Genomic DNA, 15,961 nt, shown 5'->3' on the forward strand with positions numbered 1-15,961 from the left:
AAATCAATGAAAGTGTAGCTCAAATTGATCAAACTACTAAAGATAATGTTGAAATTGCTAATGAATCAGCTATTATTTCTAGTACAGTAAGTGATATAGCTAATAATATCTTAGAAGATGTTAAGAAGAAGAGGTTTTAACCTTAGATAACTAGCCAAAAAGCTAGTTATCTCTAAATTTACTTATTGATTTAAAATTTGATTTTTACTCTTACATAAATTCTGCCAATTTGAAGCACTTTTGATTTCAAGACATTGTTTTAAACTTTCTTTTTCAGCTTGTACATTTTGCATTCTTTCATAAGTTAAGGCTTGGATATATAAAGCTCTTGCTCTATCTTCATCTGAAAGTTTTAATTTAAGTAAATCTGTTAAAACAGCTAAACTTTCTTCATTTTTATTGATTTTAGTCAAAGCATCAAGATATATAAATTCTAAATTAGGACTAAAAAGATTTATACCTTTAAAATTTTGATAGTCAATGGCCTTAGGTGCGTAAGTTAAAATAGTTGTTTGCATATTATGATCATTAGCGTAAGAAAGTAAAGCATCGTAGGCTTCTACCATACTAAAATTCATTGGAAAACTTTCTAAAATTTGCAAAATTTTAATGGCTTGATTGTAGTCATTTAAGCGCAATAAAGATAAAAATTGCAAATAATAAGCCTTAAAATTCTCATCATCACTTTTTAAAATTCTAGAATTAGCTATGTCTTTAGAAATTTTAATCACCTGAGGATATTGTTTATTGTCAAAAAGAATAGATGCTTTTTGAAGACCATAAAATATAGAATCTTCATTATAATTTTTATCTATATAATCAAGTGCTTGTTCAACATTAGAAGTTCTGATAAGACAAGCTAACATTTGTTTTTTATTCTCAATTTTCTGACCTATATCATAAGCACTAAAACGCATAAAAATATTTGCAGCATTGATACAATTATCAGCTTTTATCGCATTTTTTAAATCATTAATGGCTGCTTTCTCTAAAAATTGAGTAGCATTTGGAATTTTTTTACTTTCTATAAGATCTTTATAAGCTAAAATAGCACTAAAATTTCCCTCTTTATAATAAAGTGCAACATCTTCATCTAAAGCTTTATTTGCAATATTCTCATCTTTATTTGCATATTGCTTCATTAAATCTGTATAACGCTGATGCAAAAAGCTTGCATTATTATCACCTAAAGCAAAGAATACCTCATCACTTGCTTTTTTAATTTCATCTAAATACTTACCATCTAAATAATCATCCATATATAAATCAAGGTATTTTTTAGCATCACTAGATCTGTTAGTATGTGATAAAACTAAGGCTAAATCTTTTAAAGTTTCTTCATAACTTGGATCAAGTTTTGACATTTTAGCAAAGGCATCTTCATAAATACTTGCACTTATATCAAATTGTCCTTTTTGATTAAATAATTTAGCAAGTTCTAAAGATCTTGGAATATCTTTTCCAAAATATTCAGGATTGGCTTTTAAAATGGTATTAATATACTCTATAGCTTTATTTACTTGCTCATTTGAAAGCAAATTCTTTGCCAAACTCATAGCTGCTCTTGCAGCTAAATCTAAATTTTTTGTATTAAAATAAGTATTTTCATAAATATTTACAGCTTTTTCTTTTTCATTTAAATTATAAATATAGTCTGCATAATCAAGTTTTGATAACTGAGTAAAATAATTATTAGGTTGTTCATTATCCAAAATCGACATTGTATACTCTACATCAGCACGCTGAGCTAAAGCGATATAAGTTCTTAACATTATATGTAAAACTTCTGAAAAATTTTTATCACTTGTAAAAGTACGCGTCCAATTTTTAGCATCATCAATCATCTTTTCTAAAATTTGTTGATCACGCATACTTGGATCTTGAGTGTAAAGTTTATTTTGAGCTCTTAATTTATAAAGTATAAATTCACTAGCAAAAATACTGCCACGATATCTATTGATAGCATTTTGTGCATCAATCACAACTTGATTGTAATTAGCCTTATCGTATTCTTTTTTGATGCGTAAATAAGTATTGATATCTGCACTTTGAGGAATAACAACAGGATCAGAATTTAAATCTAAAGCTCCAACATAAGGCAAACTCTCATGTGGAAAATTGATATTAAAATCAAGTCCATCATAGTCTTTAACGCGTACTAGTTCTGGTGTAAAAATAAAAGTAAAAGCCTTACTTTTATGCGAACTTGATGAACTGAGTTCTTTATCTATATAAATATTTTGAGAAGTGTCAAACATTCTTGCTTGTATTTTTGGCAAAATGATCATTTTAATTTTTTGAGCTTCTTGTATAAATTTTAAATCAAAAGCAGAAAAACTCTGATCTTTTAATTTATTATCAACCATACCTGCAATATCACATTCAAAATGAACTTTTGCTTCGGTAATAAATTTTTGACATGTAAATTCTAAATCATTACTCGCATGTAAAACTGCAAAAGCTTGATTATTTTCGCGACCCGTATTTAAAACAAGCTCAAAAGCAAAAGCATTTAAAAAACTTAATAAAATTAAAAATAATATTCTCATAAAAATAATTATAGCAAAACTCTTATAACATTAACAATATAGCAAAAGTGCTTACACAAACACAACAAGCTAAAATAAAATTTTGTATAAAACTAAACTTAATATTATAAACCCTATCATTTTTCATAAATAAAGCATGAATTAAAATCTTTAAATACGCATAAAGCATAATAACAGAAGATAAAGCCACAAAAAGCGCCAAATACCAATATCCATTTAAAATTGCTGTATTTAAAATCATAAATTTACCCCAAAATACTCCAAAAGGCGGGATACCTGCTAAAGAAAGCACACTAATGCTTAAACAAAAAACAATTAAAGGTTTTTTAACCAAAAGCCCATTTAAACTCTCATAAGAATTATTCTCATAATTGCTTAAAATCATAAATACAGCATAATTTGCAAAAGCAAATAAAGTCCAATATCCAAAAATAGCAAGCAAAATTCCATCAAAATTTTGTTCTTTTAATAAAGGAATGCAAGCTACCAAAACCAAAGAAGAATGCACTACAGAACTATAAGCAAACATTTTTTTGATATTGTTTTGACTTAGAGCCGCAAAAGCGCCTATAAGCATAGAAAAAATCGCTAGAACTATTATGATATATTCAAAACCTGTATTATTTAAAAAATCAAACAAACGAATAACCACAACCAACATGGCAACTTTTGGCACAACTGAAATAAAAGCAACCAAATTTGTATGTGCTGCATAATACACATCTTTAAGCCAAAAATGAAAAGGTGCCAAAGAAAGCTTGATTGCACAAAGAACAAAAATCATCACTCCGGCACCCAAAAGCATGGGATCTTTTTGAAACTCATTTTTTAACGCTAAATTAGCAGATAAATCTAAAGTTCCTGTTTTTAAATAAATAAAAGCTACAGCCATAACAAAAAACCCAGCTCCTACAGCCGCTACACTAAAGTATTTTATCGCACTTGAAATAGCATTATCACTTCCACGCATTGCTATTAAAGTATAAAGTGCTAAAGAAGAACTTTCAAGTCCTATAAAAATAAGCACTAAATTTGAGCTTGAAACCATCAAAAGCAAAGATGCGATCATAAATAAAAATAAAGCATAAAATTCACCTTGATTTTCTTCTTTTTGCATTAAAAGATATAAAAATGAAAAACACAAAATCACCAAAAAAGCATAAAATGAAACAATATCATTATTTAAAGTAGCCAAAAAAGCTTTTGCTTCTAAACCTTGAGCATTTGCATTATTTAAAATCAAAAAAGCACTTACAATTAAAGATAAAGAACTTATACCGATATAAAACGATCGATGAAATTTCCAAAAACCAGAGCAAAGCAAAAGAACTATTGCAGTTGTAATTAAAAATAAAAATGGATAAGATAAGCTTATATTTAAAAGTTCTAAATTTAAAAAATTATTTAACATTTGCCTCTCCTATTTTAGATAAAAAATCTAAAGTATTTTGCTCAACAGCTCTAATATTCATTGTTTTTATAAGATTATCCACATCTTTTTGTATGGGCTTTAAAAGTATATTTGGCATAAGCCCTAGTCCAAAAATCATTACTATAATGCACACAAGCGCTACTATTTCTCTAAGGCGTAAAGAAAAATTCTCTATAAAGCTTTGTTTTTGCATGAAAAATATTTTTCTAAATACTGCGAACATATAAATTGCTCCTAAAATAATCACCAAACCTGCCAACAAAGCGTAAAATAAATTAATCTTTGCTATACCTAAAAGAATTAAAAACTCTCCCACAAAAGAAACAGTTAAAGGCAAAGAAACGCTTGCGAGTAAAATTAACATAAAGAAAATTGAAAATAAAGGTGCTTTTTTGGCCAAAGAATGGTAAAAAGAAATATCATAAGTATGATATCTTTGGTATAAAAGTTCAACCATTAAAAATAAAGCTCCCGTTACAATACCGTGTGCAAACATATAAAAAACCGCACCGCTAATACCCAAAGCATTTAAAGAAAAAATTCCCAAAATCATCACACCAAGATGTGAAATAGAACTATAAGCGATCAATTCTTTAATATTTTCTGCTCTATAAGCAATTAAAGCATTATAAACGATACTCACTATACATAAAGCTACAATTAAAGGCATAAAATACACACTCGCATCTGGAAAAAGTGGTAAACAAAAAAGCAAAAATCCAAAAGGAGCCATTTTAAAAACTACAAGCATTACAGAAACAAGAACAGGCGAATTTACATAAACCTTAGGTGCCCAAGTATGAAGTGGAAATAAAGGAGCTTTGATAGCAAAAGCGATAAAAAATGCTCCAAAAAGTAAAAGTTGCTCTGTAAAATTTACTGCCGAGGCATTATTTTTCCAAATTTCTAAGTCAAAAGTGAAGATGTTTAAAAGTTGATAATTTAAATAAGCTTGATAAATCAATGCTATAAGCATTAAAATTGAACCCGCAAAAGCATAGATAAAAAATTTCACCCCTGCTCTAAAATCTTTACCATAAACTCCCATAATATAAAGCAAAGGCAAAAGAGAAAATTCCCAAAAAACATAAAATAACAAACCATCTTTTGCACTAAAAAGTCCCATAATTGCAAATTCTAAAAAGAATATACAAGATACAAGTGCTTTTTGTTCCAGCTTTAAAAATAAAAAGCTTAAAAATATCATCAAAGAACTTAAAAGCATCAATATAAGTGCGATACTGTCTACTCCTACATGAAAGCTAAAAAATTTCAAAATTTTAAAAGAAAGATTATAATCAAAGCTTACCCCTTGTAAAAAATCCGCAAAAATATCCAAATTTAAAGCCAAAATCATAAAACTTACAACAACGCTAAAAACCTTAACGCCTCCACGATTTAAAAGCAAAACCACAAAAGCAGAAATTAAAGGAAAAAATATCAAATAATTTAGCATTTTACACCATCCATACCAAAATCAACAAAATCACAAAAGCTGCCACCAAAAATCTAAGCATTAAGTTTAAGCTGTTTGGCATAATCATTTTTTGTGAAATAATTTGAGAATACAAAGCAATTTTTTCAACTATTCTATCAAAAATATAAAGATCACAATGCTTTAAAATCGCACATAAACTTTCATATTTTGAAACGATAAATTGATGATAGAATTGAGGAATAAAATAATCATTACTTAAAAGTTTGTGAATTTTATTTTCTTCAATACTTTCTTTAAACCAAGAATTTTTATAAGCAAAAATAGCCAAAATTACACCCAAAATAGCTGCTACACTCGCACAAATCATTACAATTTGATTTTGTGCATCAATAAAAACTAATTTTGTGCTTAAATATTCAAAAAAACTATGTTCAAAAAATCCTGCAACAATAGCTAAAACCATCAAAGGACTCATAGCCAAAAGTGCGATTTTACTTGCTTCATGTGGATGTTCATTGTGTCTTGCAGGGGTAAAAAATACCAACATTAAAAGTCTAAAGCTATAAAATGCTGTTAAAAAAGCTGCGATTAAAAGCACTAAAAAAATACCATGGTGAAAAGAAATGAAAGAATATCCTAAAATCAAATCTTTAGAGAAAAATCCTGCAAAAGGATAAATTCCTGCTAAAGCTAAAGATCCTATACACATCAAAATAGCCGTAAATTTTAAAGGTTTAAAAAGTCCACCCATTTTTTTAATGTCTAATTTATCATTCATAGCATGCATTACATTTCCAGCACCTAAAAAAAGTAAAGATTTAAAAAAAGCATGTGTAGCTAAGTGAAATAAAGCTATACCATAAGCCCCAAGTCCTGCGGCCACAAACATATATCCAAGTTGCGATAAGGTAGAGTAAGCAATAATACGTTTTAAATCCCTAGCCACCAAAGCCATAGAGGCTGCAAAAATCGCTACAAAAGCTCCAAGTAAGGCAATAATATAAGAAACCTCAGGAACTAAATCATAAAGCGTGCTAGCACGAATTACCAAATAAACCCCCGCTGTTACCATGGTTGCTGCATGGATTAATGCAGAAACAGGAGTTGGCCCTGCCATAGCATCAGCAAGCCAAGTGTGAAAAGGAAATTGTGCAGATTTTCCCATAGCTCCTATAAATAAACAAGTTGCGATTAAGATCAAAGCATTGTGATCTAGGCTTTGTGCCATGGAAAAAACTTCATCATATTTTAAAGTTCCTGCTTGTAAATAAAGCCAAAAAATTCCTAAAAGCATACCCAAATCCGCAATACGATTCATAATAAAAGCTTCATTAGCTGCAAAAGAATAAGTATCGTTTTTATACCAAAAACCTATGAGCAACCAAGAGCAAAGCCCAACGCCTTCCCAACCTACGAAAAGTCCTAAGAAATTATCACTCATAACTAAAAAAAGCATAGAAAAGACAAAAAGCCCCAAATAAGCAAAAAATTTATTAAAACCTTCATCATGAGCCATATAAAAAATACTATAAAAATGCACACAAGTAGCTACAATACCTACAACACTCATCATAGTGAGCGAAATGGCATCTATATCAAAGCCAAAATTTACTCCAGCAAACCATTCAAACAAACTCACATTAAAAGCTTCATTGCAAAAAAGCAAATACAAAGAACAAAAAGCACTCAAAGCTACTAAAAGTGAACAAATTATCCCTACAAATTGTTTTTTCTCACTCAAAGCAAAACAACTTGCAAACAAAAAAGCTACAAAAGGACTAAAAAGAGAAATCAAAGCTAAATTTTGCATGCTAAGCCTCCACTTCTTTTAAGCTTTTTAATTCCAAAGTGCCTTTTCTTCTATACCAAAGCACACACAAAGCTACACCAACAGCTACTTCACAAGCTGCTACACCCATGATAAAAAGCGCAAAAACCTGTCCATTTAAATCATTGTGCATTTTAGAAGCTGCTACTAAGGCTAAATTAGCACTATTTAATAAAATTTCACTCGAAATAAAAAGCATGATGAGATTTTGTCTTTTTAAAATCCCTACAAGCCCTATGACAAACATTAAAATAGCTATAAAAAAATACTTTTCTATCATTGTTTTTCCTTTGTTAGCTCTTTACGAGTAAGCACTATAGCACAAACTAAAGCAATCAAAAGCAAAATAGCTATAAACTCAAAAGCTAAAAGATATTTTGAAAAAATCGCTAAAGCCAGTTGTTTATTAAAATCAAACAAAGCAGGATCATTTAAAGGCAAATCCGTGCTGATATTTTGGTATTTAAAACCTATAAGCATGGCCAAAAGTAAAATCGCACTTAAAACCACCAAAGTAAAAAAACTTTTTTTAGCTTTAAGTTGTTCTTTAAATTCTTTAGAAGCATCAAAAAACATTATCGCAAAACTATAAAGTCCAAGCACAGCTCCACTATAAACAATAATTTGTATCACGCCTAAAAACTCTGCATCAAGTAAAAAATAAAATCCCGATAAAAACACCATTCCACCCGCTAAAGCAGAAAGAGAATAAAGCATATTTTTACTTAAAACCGCAATGCCAAAAAAACCTAAAACCACTACACTAAAAAATACAAAAGCCAAATTTTCTATCATTTGTTTTCTCCTTGCTCTTGTGTGTCTTGATTTTCTAAGGCTCTTTCAATCATCACATCGTAATAATTTGGTGTTTTTACCACCAATAAATCAGCATCTTTTCTAAGGCTTCCCGCTCCTTCAAATTCAACTTGATTTTTAAGCTTATCAATAGGAGTTAAAAAATCTTGCTTATAGCCAAAATAAGATCTTTGTTCAGCCGCATTTTCATACTCTGTTCCATGTACTATAGCAAGCTCAGGGCAAACCTCAGCGCAAAAACCACAATAAATACAACGCCCTAAATTAATACTATAATTTCCTACTTTTTTACGCCCATTTTCATCTAAAGAAGTTTCCATTCTAATACAATTGCTAATGCAAATTTTTTCGCAAAGCCCACAACCTATACATCTTTCATTTTCGCTTTCTATAAAACGCATCAAACGATGAACAGCACGGTAACGATTGTCAAGCTTTACCTTTTCAAAAGGATATTTAATCGTAGCGCTATTATTTCTCTTAAGCAATTCTCTCATCATCACAAAAAGCCCTACAAAAAGCTCTAGTTTAACGCTTCTACGAAAAGTTTGTGAAATTTTCTCCCAAGTGCTAACAGGAGTTTTTCTTTTCTCATCCACTAAATAATAATTTTTCATATCAAACTCCTATAAAAGAACTGCCAAAGCAGTGATTAAAAGGTTTAAAACCGCTAAAGGGATTAAGATCAAATAGCACATTTTCATCACTTGATCTGGACGCAATTGCGGAAAAGCAGCTCTTGCCCAAAAATACCAAAAGAAAATAAAACTTGATTTTACTATCATCATAATCCAACCAGGAATAATCCAAAAGCTATTAAAACCCCCTAAAAACAAAAGAGTTACCAAAATAGCTCCAGCTATCATAGAAGCATATTCACCTATAAAAAACATACCCCATCTTAAACCCGAATACTCCGTTCCATAACCCGCTACAATTTCAGCATCATTTTCCGTCAAACAAAGCGGAGTTCTATTAGTCTCTATAAATAAAGCAATTATAAAAAGCACAAAAGCCAAAGGCTGTTTAAAAATAAGCCAGGAAAAAAATCCATCGCTTTGATAATTGTTGATATCCACCAAAGAAAAAGAACCTACAAGCATTACAATAGCAATCAAAGCTAAAGCTCCTACGCTTTCATAGGAAATAATCGCTACAAGCCCTCTTGCAGCCCCTAAAATCGACCATTTATTATTACTTGCAAGTCCACCCAAAAACACCGCATAAAAGCAAAGTCCTGAAGTGCCGATGACAAAAAGCAAAGCTACATTGATATCTGCCACTATAGGCTGAATCACCCTTCCAAATAAAGTAAATTCAGGTAGCATAGGAATAGCTGCTAAAGAAACAAAAGCACAAATAGCAGAAATCAAAGGTGCTATAGCAAAAATAAATTTTTGCGAATTTGAAGGGATTATATCTTCTTTGGTAAAAAGTTTTATCATATCAGCTACAAGTTGAATAAGCCCAAAAGGCCCTACCATATCAGGCCCTATGCGTCTTTGAAAATAAGCTAAAACCTTTCTTTCAGCATAAGTTGCAAGACCTGCTAAACTCGCAAATATTGCAATGATAATAATACATTTAATCAAAGCCTCTAAAGCAAAAAAAGCAAAATCACTCATGGCTTGCTCCTAATTTTTCTAAATTCGCCACAACAAATCTTTCATCAAAAAAGCTTAGCGTGTCAAGCTTTTCATCAAAATACGGCAAGAAAGCTCCATTTTTTATATCCTTATCCACACGCACGCTAAGGCTTAATTCTTTATCTTTTATTTTAAGTTTTACAAGATCTTTATCTTTTAAATTTTTCTCTTTAGCTAAATTTTCACTTACACCTAAAAAAATCACCTCATTAATTGCACTAGCACGATTTGAAAATCTACCAAATTGATAGCTAGGATTAGCACTATAAAGCAAAATTTCATCTTCTTTTGGGTTTAAATTTTCAAAATTTGGAGAGATGAATTCTTTTTTAGCAACTTGTTTGAAACATTCTAAATTAAGTTCATATCCCCTTTTACAATCGCCTGCATTAGTATAAAAATTGTCTAAATGATCAAAATCAATCGGAGAAAAACCTTTATTTATAGGGAGTCTCTTAGTATAATTTATAGTATATTCCTCATCAAAACCTAAAGCATTAGCTAAATCATTTAAAAAATATCCCTTAAATTCTAAAGCAGCGTTAGTTGGTACCACTCTTTTATCATAATTTAAAAAAGTTCCTTCTTGCTGATTTAAACTCGCACTAGCTAAATTTGCATGCTCTTCATAAGAAAAACTAAAATCACCTTTTTCATTGTAGCCTAAAGTCTTGCCTTCTTGTGTGTTTTTATCCAAATCACAAATCATAGCCACACCTAAGGTATTAGTATGCGTAGGATTTAAAAAGACTTTAAAAGGAGTAGTATTTTGGATCAAAGCAAGTAATTTAGCAAGTTTTTTCGCATTTTTATGAAAATAAAAATCATTCCCTACAACAAGAGTAAAATTTGCTTTTTTAAGCAATAAATCTTCTAATTTATCTTCATCTATGCCTAAATTTTTAGCAAAAACAGAGCGTTGTACTTCTATAATTTTTTTTACTTTTTTAGGTACGACTTTTTTTACTTCTTTTTGAATTTCATTGCCTTCTTCATCTTTTTCTATGACTTGTTCTACAACTTCTTCGTTGATACTTTCTTCTATTTCTTTATTTTCACTAACAAAAAACTCTGCTAAATGAGTTTTGATACCTTCATCTTGGCTAAATTTTTGAAGTAAAAAATATAAAATTTGCTCTTCATCGCCACTTTTATGAATGTGTGAGATAAAATTTTTAGAATATTTTGCTATACCCATATCTTCCATAGGATGAAAATAAAGCCCTGAGCCTTTATTTATCACTAAAGCATTATTGATTTTATAGCTAAGCGTTGGAGCATCATATCTTAAAAGCGTTCCAGCCACAACCAAAAAATCACTTTTTGTTATATCTTGAGTATTAGCACTATAAAACTCACCGGAATTAGCGATAAATTCTTGTAAAAATTCTTTAAATTTCAAAGCTTCTTCATTGATCAAAGAAAGATTAAATTTCTTTTTTAAATTTTGTAAAATCAAAGCTTCTTCATTGGTAATAAAACTATTAAATTTAATGTTTTTAATTTCATTTTTCTCAAAAAGTTCCACAAGTTCTTTAAAGGCTTTTTCGTCTTTATCCGCCTCATTTTGCGTATCAAAAGCAAATCTTGCAGCCTTATTTAAACTCGCAAAGGCAAAATCATTACTCACACGATAAATTTTTTCTTTTTGATTGCTAATACCACTTTGCTTAATATCATAATACATCAACTCACAATCGCTTGAATGCGGATTTGAAGCAGGGATTCTTTTAAGTTCCCAAATATTTGAAGTGTATTGAAATTTCGAACCTATTAAAGCTCCTGTTGGACATACGCTTGTACATTCTCCACAAAATGAACAATCAAGCGTATCGCCATTTGCAGGACCTATCAAACTTTTTTGAAATTTAGTCCAAATCGCATAAGCATCTTTTCCCATGCTCTCTTTAAAGCTATTATCCACACTATCTCCACCACGAGGAACAGTCTTTAAAGCACTTTCGCCGATTTTATCCTTACAAACCGTAATGCAACGCTCACACACTATGCAAAGTGCGGGATCGTAATTAATCATTCCCCAATGTTTATGCGGTTTATGCGTGTCTTTAATCCAATGCTTTTGAACATTTACACGGCTTTTATGAGTGAAATTTTGCAATTCACACTCGCCTGATTTATCGCAAACCCCACATTCTAAAGGATGATTGATGCAATAAGCTTGCATGATCTCATTTCTTTCATCCCAAAGATTTTGTAAATCACTTTCTACAATCATACCCTCTTTTGCTTTAGTATTGCAAGAATATACCTTTTTACCATCAGCTTCAACCATACACATACGACAAGCCAAAGTAGGACTACAGCCTGAAAGATAGCAAATCGCTGGGATAAAAATATCATTTCTTCTTGCTATATTTAAAATATATTCGCCTTCTTCAAAGGCGCAATCTATACCATTAATCTTAACTGTCATTTTGCTTCCTTTATGCGAATTGGAGTAAAATCAAAACCATTGTTTTCATAATTTAAAAAAGCTATAGTGCCTTGTAAATTTTCATCTAAACAAAGCTTGGTTTTAAGACTAAAATCTTTAGCCAAAATTTCAACTTCACTTTGATCTTTGCATTTTGCAATTTGTAAAAATTGCTTTGAACAATGTAAATTTTTATCTTGTAAATTGGCTCTAAAAAGCACTAAACCATCATAATTATCAAGTTCTTTTAGAGTATTTAATTTTGCCTTTTTAAAATCGCATTCTTCTTCATCACTATCTAAAATCTTTAATTCATATTTTATGCTTAAGAAATTCAAAAAATATTTGATATTTTCGCTATCTTTGTAAGAATGGATATTTTTATCTACAATTAAATACTTAGCCTCTTTTAAAAAAGAAAGCACTTCACCTGCTTCTTCCTCTCCAAAGCAAGATTCAGCACTTAAATATCCCTCATCTAAATCGCAAAAATGCCCTTCATCGCTTAATTTACAAAGCAAGGCTAAAACAAAACTCAAACTTGCAATTTCGCATTTGTAAAATTTAGCTTTTAAGTTTTTATCTTCCAAACAAGAAATATTAATGCTATTTACACCTATTTTTTCACATAAATTTTTGTTTTTAAGGCTTGGCATATCTAAAAAACAAAGAGCATTATCATAAATCATACCCTCTCCTTTTTTATAACAATAGTCCAATCCACTTGATTAAATTTCAAAGAATTTAAAAGCTCACAGCCTTGTTCTTTTACAAAAGAAAAACTTTTTTCAACAGGAGAAAAATCGCCGATTTCAAAAAGCACCACTAAAACCTCGCCTTGTTTTGCTTCTTTTATGATTTGTGCTAAATCTTCAAAAAGCTCTTTGCTTTTTCTTAAATCTACTCTTCTCATCGATCTATCTCACCTAAAACTATATTTACATTACCCATAATGGCTACAACATCAGCCAAATAAGTACCTACAAGCATTTCTTCAAAAAACGCACAATGCCAATAACTAGGCGTTCTAGCCTTTAAACGATAAGGTCTTCCTGTACCATCACTATGGATAAAAAAGCCAAGCTCGCCTTTTGGACTTTCAGTAGGCACATAAACTTCGCCTTTAGGGGGTTTTAAACCTTGAGTGATTAAAACAAAATGCTGCATTAAAGAATAATTCTGCGTTAAAATTTGCTCCTTTGAAGCACTTACATACTCAGGATGCGTAGCTAAAATTTCAGGTGGGGTATCTTTATAAAGCGTGGCACATTGTCTAAGGATTTTTAAACTTTCACGAAATTCTTGCATATAAACTTTATATCTTGCATAAGAATCCCCTTGCGTAGCATAAGGCACACCAAATTCAACTTCATTATAAAGCAAATAAGGCTCTTCTTTGCGTATATCGTATTTTATACCACTTCCTCTTAACATCACACCCGTACAACCCCAATTTAAGGCTTGTTCTTTAGTAACCACACCTACATTTTCAGTTCTTAAACGCCAAATTCTATTATCATCTAAAAGATCTTCATAATCTTTTAAATCATTTGGAAATTTATCGCAAAATACAAGCATTTCTTCTAGATAATTTTCAGGTAAATCAAGCATAACCCCGCCTATTCTCATAGAAGAATGTGTAAGCCTTGCACCACAATACTTTTCTATCAAATCCAAAACATATTCTCGTTCTCTAAAGCAGTATAAAAACACACTCATCGCACCAATATCAAGTGCATGAGTGGCAAGCCAAAGTAAATGTGATGCGATACGGTTTAATTCTAAAAGTATCATGCGTATGACTGCGGCACGGCGTGGAATCTCTAAACCACAAAGCTTTTCAACCGCTGCGCAATAAGCATAATTATTCGCTGAAGCAGCGATATAGTCCATTCTATCAGTAGTAGGAATAAATTCTTGATAAATCATATTTTCAGCCATTTTTTCCATACCACGATGCATATAACCTATACAAGGACGCGCTTTTACAACTTGCTCTCCATCAAGTTCTAAAATAAGGCGTAAATTTCCGTGTGCTGAAGGGTGTTGAGGGCCTAAATTGATAATCATTTTTGAGTCTTCTTGCTCAAAAGCTATATTTTCATAATAAGGTTTTAACTTGCTAGGAATTTGCATTTTAACGCCTTTTCTCTAAAATTTTTGCTTCATCGCGTTTTACTTTTTTTACAAAAGCCACGCCTTCATCTTCTTGATATTCTTGTTTAAAGGAAATTTCCTTCTTTTGACTACCTTTTGGCACTTCATGATAAAGTCTTGCAAAATTTAGCGTATCTTTATCATCAGCAAAACCAGAATCTCTTTGCTCTTCACCCACTACTTCACGATATTCTTTGCCAAAAATTTTATCAATCTCATACCATCTTGCAAACTCATCGCCCTTTAAAGGATAAGTTTTTAAAAGCGGATGTCCAAACCAATCATCAGGCATTAAAATGCGTTTTAAGTTAGGATGATTTATGATGAAAATTCCAAACATATCATAAATTTCTCTCTCGCTCCAATTTGCCCCTTTAAAAACATGAGCCACGCTTTGCAAACGCTCTTTTACGCCTACAAAAGTTTTTATTCTCACTCTTAATTTTTTTTCTAAATTTAAAAGCTGATAAAACACTTCAAAACCATTTTTATCTGCTACAAAATCAATAGCACTTGCCTCTGTAAAACTTAAATACCCTAAAGTTTTAAGCATTTGCAAGGTTTTAACATTGTCTTCTTTTTTAATTTCTATTACCCAAAAATCAAGTTCTACAAAAGAATTTAAAATTTCTACTTGAGTTTTTAAAACTTCAAAATCATCTTTAAAAACACTTTCATTAACATCAGATTTTACAGCGTGTGGCGCGTGATAAAATCTATCTTTGTAATAATTTTGAGTTTGAGCATTTTTTTTATCGCTATACTTTCTCATTATACCAACCTTTTAGGTGCGATTTTACGACTTGCTTTTTCTTTGCGGATCTTTTTTTGCAAAATCATCAAAGCAAACTGAAAACTTTCTGGACGTGGAGCACAGCCTGGCACATAAATATCTACAGGTATAATTCTATCCACTCCTTGAACCGTAGAATAAGTATTAAACATACCCCCTGTATTGGCACAACTTCCCATAGAAATCACCCATTTAGGATCAGGCATTTGATCGTAAAGTCTTCTTGTAAATTCAGCATGCTTTTTACATAAAGTTCCTGCGATAATCATCACTTCACTATGGCGTGGTGAAGCTCTAAAAATCGTTCCAAATCTATCAAAATCATATCTTGAACCCCCAGCCGCCATCATCTCAATCGCACAACAGGCAAGTCCATAAGATAAAGCCCATAAAGAATTACTCCTGCCCCATTGAACTAGTTTATCCACACTAGTTAAAACTACGGGCAAACCACTTGCATAATTTACTTGATGCTCTGCCATGCAAACGCTCCTTTTTTATAAGCATATAAAAATCCAACTCCTAAAAGTACGATAAAAACAAAAACTTCTAAAAGCCCAAACCAACCTAAATCTTTAAAAATCAAAGCCCAAGGAAATAAAAACACAACTTCTATATCCAAAAGTATGAAGATTAAGGCGATGATGAAAAATTGAGAGTTAATCTTGTTAGCTTGTTTAACAGGAATAGGACCACATTCATAAATTCCAAGTCCTAATTTTTTGCGATTTTTTGCGGCAAAATTATTACCGATTTTTGAAGCTAAAAAAACCAGTCCAAAAAAAATAACACTAGCAAGTACTAGCATTAAAAAAATACCAAAATAAGGATGCGAAGCATCTATATGAGACATTTATTCTCCTTTTTT

General features: G+C 30.9%; 15 protein-coding genes and 1 pseudogene. 1 reads left to right on the forward strand and 15 read right to left on the reverse strand.

Translation table 11 applies throughout. The features are described 5' to 3' along the window. A pseudogene (locus tag SR63_RS07450) lies at nt 1-140 on the forward strand (methyl-accepting chemotaxis protein); the annotation flags it as partial. Between the two features lie 42 nt (nt 141-182). On the opposite strand, the gene SR63_RS07455 reads toward SR63_RS07450, so the two are convergent. From SR63_RS07455 to SR63_RS07525, 15 genes are read right to left on the reverse strand one after another with little or no spacing between them, the layout of a single operon-like run. Beyond that, nucleotides 183-2,549 carry a tetratricopeptide repeat family protein gene (locus SR63_RS07455; protein WP_002866855.1) on the reverse strand — a complete coding sequence of 789 codons (2,367 nt, stop codon included), beginning with the start codon at nt 2,547-2,549 and terminating at the stop codon, nt 183-185. Nucleotides 2,550-2,571: 22 nt separating this feature from the next. After that, on the reverse strand, nt 2,572-3,960 hold the full coding sequence (locus SR63_RS07460) for an NADH-quinone oxidoreductase subunit N (RefSeq protein WP_002866856.1): 1,389 nt from the start codon (nt 3,958-3,960) through the stop codon (nt 2,572-2,574). Next, the gene (locus SR63_RS07465) at nt 3,950-5,437 is read right to left on the reverse strand and encodes an NADH-quinone oxidoreductase subunit M (protein WP_002877569.1); all 1,488 of its coding nucleotides are present in this window, start codon (nt 5,435-5,437) and stop codon (nt 3,950-3,952) included. Before SR63_RS07465 ends, SR63_RS07460 begins: the two co-directional genes overlap by 11 nt. Nucleotide 5,438: 1 nt before the next feature. Then, a complete protein-coding gene (nuoL, locus tag SR63_RS07470) occupies nt 5,439-7,229 on the reverse strand; it encodes an NADH-quinone oxidoreductase subunit L (RefSeq protein ID WP_002877567.1) in 1,791 nt (596 codons plus the stop codon). Between the two features lies 1 nt (nt 7,230). Then, nucleotides 7,231-7,527: an NADH-quinone oxidoreductase subunit NuoK gene (gene nuoK / locus SR63_RS07475; RefSeq protein WP_002858466.1), complete on the reverse strand. Its 297-nt coding sequence runs from the start codon at nt 7,525-7,527 to the stop codon at nt 7,231-7,233. Continuing rightward, nucleotides 7,524-8,042, reverse strand: coding sequence for an NADH-quinone oxidoreductase subunit J (locus SR63_RS07480; protein WP_002866859.1), 519 nt, complete (start codon nt 8,040-8,042; stop codon nt 7,524-7,526). The genes nuoK and SR63_RS07480 overlap by 4 nt, the downstream gene beginning before the upstream one ends. After that, a complete protein-coding gene (gene nuoI, locus SR63_RS07485) occupies nt 8,039-8,680 on the reverse strand; it encodes an NADH-quinone oxidoreductase subunit NuoI (protein ID WP_002866860.1) in 642 nt (213 codons plus the stop codon). The genes SR63_RS07480 and nuoI overlap by 4 nt, the downstream gene beginning before the upstream one ends. A 9-nt stretch (nt 8,681-8,689) precedes the next feature. Continuing rightward, nucleotides 8,690-9,688 carry an NADH-quinone oxidoreductase subunit NuoH gene (gene nuoH, locus SR63_RS07490; protein WP_002866861.1) on the reverse strand — a complete coding sequence of 333 codons (999 nt, stop codon included), beginning with the start codon at nt 9,686-9,688 and terminating at the stop codon, nt 8,690-8,692. Next, nucleotides 9,681-12,143 carry an NADH-quinone oxidoreductase subunit G gene (locus SR63_RS07495; protein WP_002866862.1) on the reverse strand — a complete coding sequence of 821 codons (2,463 nt, stop codon included), beginning with the start codon at nt 12,141-12,143 and terminating at the stop codon, nt 9,681-9,683. Before SR63_RS07495 ends, nuoH begins: the two co-directional genes overlap by 8 nt. Then, nucleotides 12,140-12,832 carry a hypothetical protein gene (locus SR63_RS07500; RefSeq protein ID WP_002866863.1) on the reverse strand — a complete coding sequence of 231 codons (693 nt, stop codon included), beginning with the start codon at nt 12,830-12,832 and terminating at the stop codon, nt 12,140-12,142. The genes SR63_RS07495 and SR63_RS07500 overlap by 4 nt, the downstream gene beginning before the upstream one ends. After that, on the reverse strand, nt 12,829-13,056 hold the full coding sequence (locus tag SR63_RS07505) for an NADH-ubiquinone oxidoreductase subunit E family protein (protein WP_002824979.1): 228 nt from the start codon (nt 13,054-13,056) through the stop codon (nt 12,829-12,831). The genes SR63_RS07500 and SR63_RS07505 overlap by 4 nt, the downstream gene beginning before the upstream one ends. Beyond that, nucleotides 13,053-14,279: an NADH dehydrogenase (quinone) subunit D gene (nuoD, locus tag SR63_RS07510; protein ID WP_002866864.1), complete on the reverse strand. Its 1,227-nt coding sequence runs from the start codon at nt 14,277-14,279 to the stop codon at nt 13,053-13,055. The genes SR63_RS07505 and nuoD overlap by 4 nt, the downstream gene beginning before the upstream one ends. Nucleotide 14,280: 1 nt before the next feature. After that, entirely contained in the window at nt 14,281-15,075 is a 795-nt protein-coding gene (locus SR63_RS07515) for an NADH-quinone oxidoreductase subunit C (protein WP_072238634.1), read from the reverse strand. Further along, entirely contained in the window at nt 15,072-15,575 is a 504-nt protein-coding gene (locus tag SR63_RS07520; protein ID WP_002777888.1) for a NuoB/complex I 20 kDa subunit family protein, read from the reverse strand. The genes SR63_RS07515 and SR63_RS07520 overlap by 4 nt, the downstream gene beginning before the upstream one ends. Continuing rightward, nucleotides 15,557-15,946, reverse strand: coding sequence for an NAD(P)H-quinone oxidoreductase subunit 3 (locus SR63_RS07525; protein WP_002824972.1), 390 nt, complete (start codon nt 15,944-15,946; stop codon nt 15,557-15,559). Before SR63_RS07525 ends, SR63_RS07520 begins: the two co-directional genes overlap by 19 nt. Nucleotides 15,947-15,961: the final 15 nt, after the last annotated feature.

The organism is Campylobacter sp. 2014D-0259 (genome assembly GCF_008000505.1).
Lineage (GTDB): Bacteria > Campylobacterota > Campylobacteria > Campylobacterales > Campylobacteraceae > Campylobacter_D > Campylobacter_D jejuni.

Bases quoted from the DNA above. Each gene is read 5' to 3' on its own strand.
- SR63_RS07455 (WP_002866855.1), bottom strand. From the start codon at position 2,549: ATGAGAATATTATTTTTAATTTTATTAAGTTTTTTAAATGCTTTTGCT.
- SR63_RS07460 (WP_002866856.1), bottom strand. From the start codon at position 3,960: ATGTTAAATAATTTTTTAAATTTAGAACTTTTAAATATAAGCTTATCT.
- SR63_RS07465 (WP_002877569.1), bottom strand. From the start codon at position 5,437: ATGCTAAATTATTTGATATTTTTTCCTTTAATTTCTGCTTTTGTGGTT.
- nuoL (WP_002877567.1), bottom strand. From the start codon at position 7,229: ATGCAAAATTTAGCTTTGATTTCTCTTTTTAGTCCTTTTGTAGCTTTT.
- nuoK (WP_002858466.1), bottom strand. From the start codon at position 7,527: ATGATAGAAAAGTATTTTTTTATAGCTATTTTAATGTTTGTCATAGGG.
- SR63_RS07480 (WP_002866859.1), bottom strand. From the start codon at position 8,042: ATGATAGAAAATTTGGCTTTTGTATTTTTTAGTGTAGTGGTTTTAGGT.
- nuoI (WP_002866860.1), bottom strand. From the start codon at position 8,680: ATGAAAAATTATTATTTAGTGGATGAGAAAAGAAAAACTCCTGTTAGC.
- nuoH (WP_002866861.1), bottom strand. From the start codon at position 9,688: ATGAGTGATTTTGCTTTTTTTGCTTTAGAGGCTTTGATTAAATGTATT.
- SR63_RS07495 (WP_002866862.1), bottom strand. From the start codon at position 12,143: ATGACAGTTAAGATTAATGGTATAGATTGCGCCTTTGAAGAAGGCGAA.
- SR63_RS07500 (WP_002866863.1), bottom strand. From the start codon at position 12,832: ATGATTTATGATAATGCTCTTTGTTTTTTAGATATGCCAAGCCTTAAA.
- SR63_RS07505 (WP_002824979.1), bottom strand. From the start codon at position 13,056: ATGAGAAGAGTAGATTTAAGAAAAAGCAAAGAGCTTTTTGAAGATTTA.
- nuoD (WP_002866864.1), bottom strand. From the start codon at position 14,279: ATGCAAATTCCTAGCAAGTTAAAACCTTATTATGAAAATATAGCTTTT.
- SR63_RS07520 (WP_002777888.1), bottom strand. From the start codon at position 15,575: ATGGCAGAGCATCAAGTAAATTATGCAAGTGGTTTGCCCGTAGTTTTA.
- SR63_RS07525 (WP_002824972.1), bottom strand. From the start codon at position 15,946: ATGTCTCATATAGATGCTTCGCATCCTTATTTTGGTATTTTTTTAATG.